Origin of the sequence: Mesorhizobium loti (genome assembly GCF_003148495.1) — a bacterium.
Classification (GTDB): Bacteria; Pseudomonadota; Alphaproteobacteria; order Rhizobiales; family Rhizobiaceae; genus Mesorhizobium; species Mesorhizobium loti.
In genome coordinates, this window is the sequence record NZ_QGGH01000042.1 from 1 (window position 1) to 2,812 (window position 2,812).

1 protein-coding gene and 2 pseudogenes are annotated in these 2,812 nt (G+C 63.4%); 1 reads left to right on the top strand and 2 read right to left on the bottom strand.

Features of this window, described 5'->3' with window-relative positions:
* Window positions 1-102: pseudogene (locus tag C8D77_RS39230) on the top strand (helix-turn-helix domain-containing protein); the annotation flags it as partial.
* Window positions 103-254: 152 nt separating this feature from the next.
* Here the strand turns inward: C8D77_RS39230 and istB are convergent.
* Both istB and istA read right to left on the bottom strand, forming a co-directional pair.
* Window positions 255-977: pseudogene (istB, locus tag C8D77_RS37115) on the bottom strand (IS21-like element helper ATPase IstB); the annotation flags it as partial.
* A gap of 16 nt (window positions 978-993) precedes the next feature.
* The gene (istA, locus tag C8D77_RS37120) at window positions 994-2,547 is read right to left on the bottom strand and encodes an IS21 family transposase (protein ID WP_109672940.1); all 1,554 of its coding nucleotides are present in this window, start codon (window positions 2,545-2,547) and stop codon (window positions 994-996) included.
* Window positions 2,548-2,812 lie beyond the last annotated feature (265 nt).

The following is a 2,812-nucleotide window of genomic DNA, read 5'->3' on the forward strand; positions in this document are numbered from 1 at the left end:
ACTCGGCTTCTCTCATATCAGCGCCCGGCCGCGTCATCCGGGCCAGGACGGCGAGATAGTCGAGGCGTATAAAAAAACTTCCCGCGCACGTTGAGTGCGCATTTCGCAAAAACGGGACAGTCGTTCCGCTAAATCGCGGACAGCAGTTTCACTAAGTCGCGGACAGCAGGATGGGGTCGGTCCTCGGTTGCCTGGTTGAGCTCATTGCGATTGATTTCGCCGTTTTCGGCGCCGGTCAAGAGCGGCGGTGTTTTTTGCTTTCTCATGCTGTCGCCTTCGAGGGTGACGCGATGGGCGTTGTGGATGATCCGGTCGAGAATGGCGTCGGCGATTGTCGGCTCGCCGATCATGGCGTGCCACTGGGCGATCGGCAGTTGCGCGGTGATTAGCGTCGATTTCCGGCGATAGCGTTCCTCAAAGATTTCCAGCAGATCGAGACGCTGCTGGTCGGTCAGGCTGTGGGTGCCCCAGTCGTCAAGGATGAGCAGTTGCACCCGAGCCAGTTTGTCGATGAGACGGGGAAAGCGGCCGTCGAGACGCGCCAGGGCGAGATCCTCGAACAGACGCGGCATGCGTAGGTAGAGCACGGAATGGTCGAGCCGGGCGGCCTGACGTCCGAAGGCGCAGGCCAGCCAGGTCTTTCCGGTGCCGGTCTGCCCGGTGATGATGAGGTTCTCGTGCGCCTTCAGCCAGGCGCCCTGGACCAGCGACAGCGTATTGCGCCGGTCGAGCCCGCGATGCGCGGCGAAGTCGATGTTCTCGATGCAGGCGTCGACAAAGCGCAGCCTGGCAACGGCGAGACGGTTGGTCAGACGCTTGTCGGCACGCATGGCGGCTTCACGATCGAGCATCAGGCCAAGCCACTCGTCGCGACTGAGATCGTCGGCGTTGCTCTGGTCGGCCAGGTCCCGATAGGCGGCGGCCATTCCGCCAAGGCCGAGAGCCTGCATCTGGTCGAGGGTCGGGTGTGTCAGCATGGTTGGTTTCCTTCCTTCATTGATAATAGGAGCCGCCGCGGATGTTGGTGTGCGATGGCGTGGGCTTGACCGGCTCGGCTGCGGGCGGCACGCGGTCGAGGCCGGATTTGAGGATGGCGTTGACGGAGGAGTAGGTGATCGCATTGATGGTCAGTGCCCGCGCGCAGGCCGCCTCGAGCCGATCCCGCTCATAGCGACGGGCTAGCGAGAGGATGCCAAACGCGGAGCGGTATCCCTGCTCGGGATGGGGACGGTCGCGCATCATCCGCTCGACCAGGATGGCGGTATTGGCGCCGATCCCGGCTGCCTGCCGGATCAGGTTCGCCGGCGTCGTGTTGGCATAGCGCTGGTGCGCCTTGGGCATGTGCTCGTTGACGGTGACATGGCCGCAGCGCTGCGAGCGGCGGACATGGCTGGCGACGCGCTTGTGATCATGGAAGAGCTCGACCACCCGGTGGGTGAGCCGCACATCCACGCGCCGCCCGATCAGCGCGTGCGGCACCGAGTAGAAGGTCCTGTCGATCTCGACATGGTAGTCGGGATGCACCTTCGCCGATTTCCACTCCGCATATTCGAACGGCGCCGGCGGCAATGGCGACAGGGCCGTTCGTTCGATCTCCTCGAACAGCTCCCGGCGGCTTTTGCCGACATGGCGCATGGGGCGGTTGTTCAGATCCTCCAGCAACACCGCGATTGCGGCGTTGAGATCGCCGAGACTGAAGAAGCGCCGGGTGCGCAGCCGGGCCAGGACCCAGCGCTCGACGATCAGCACCGCGCCCTCGACCTTGCCCTTGTCACGCGGCTTGCGGCTGCGGGTCGGCAGGATCGTCGTGTCGTAATATTCTGCCATGGCGGCGAAGGTCTGGTTGAGCGTCGGCTCGAACCACAGCGCCTTGGCGACGCCGGCCTTCAGATTGTCGCAGACGATCGCCTTCGTTACCCCGCCGAAGAAGGCGAGTGCCCGGCACTGGCCCTCGATCCAGTCCGGCAGTTTCTGGCTGAAGCTGGCATGGGCGAAGGTGAAGGACGACGCGCCCAGCACCGCAACGAAGATCTGAGCCTGGCAGATGACGCCAGTATCGGGATCGACGACGGGCACGGTGTGGCCCGCATAGTCGGTCTGCATCACCGCGCCCGCCTCGTGGCGATTGCGGAACGTCGCGCTCGACCGGCGCTGGAAAGCGCCGAACCGGTCGCAAAACCAGGTGTAGCCATAACCATCGGGATGCGCCGCGCGGTATTCCTGCCACAACAACGTCAGCGTCACGCCCTTGCGCTTCAGCTCGCGCGAGATCATTGCCCAATCGGGCTCGTCCAGATCCTGCGGTGGCCGGCCAACCCGGCGAAACAGAAGCCGCTCAAGCGATGCGTCATCGTCACAGCCCGGTGGCAGCGGCCAGTCCGAGACGCCAGCCTCACGTGCCCGCAACAGATAGGTCGAAACCGAAGTCTTGCTGATCTTCAGCCGTTCCGACACCGCACGCACCGAGAGGCCCTGCTCATGCGTCAGCCGCAGGATTGATCGTAGGTCTTTCACTGTCGTTCGTCTCGCTTGCTTCCGTCTTGGCATGGCCCCTCTCAACCCGATGATGAGAGGGCAAAATGCCAGAACGGCGCTCCCGAGAACCGACCGTTATATCCGCCCCGGACTGTCCGGGAATTAGCGGAATCACTGTCCCGTAATTAATGAAATCGCTGTCCGCGAATTAGCGGAATGGGTGTCCGCGAATTTCTGAAACACGCACGTTGAGCGCGCACCTCGCGGACCTGTCCAAAGGCAAGCCGGTCGAGATCTGGTTCCAGGACGAAGCCCGCATCGGCCAGAAGAACGGCAT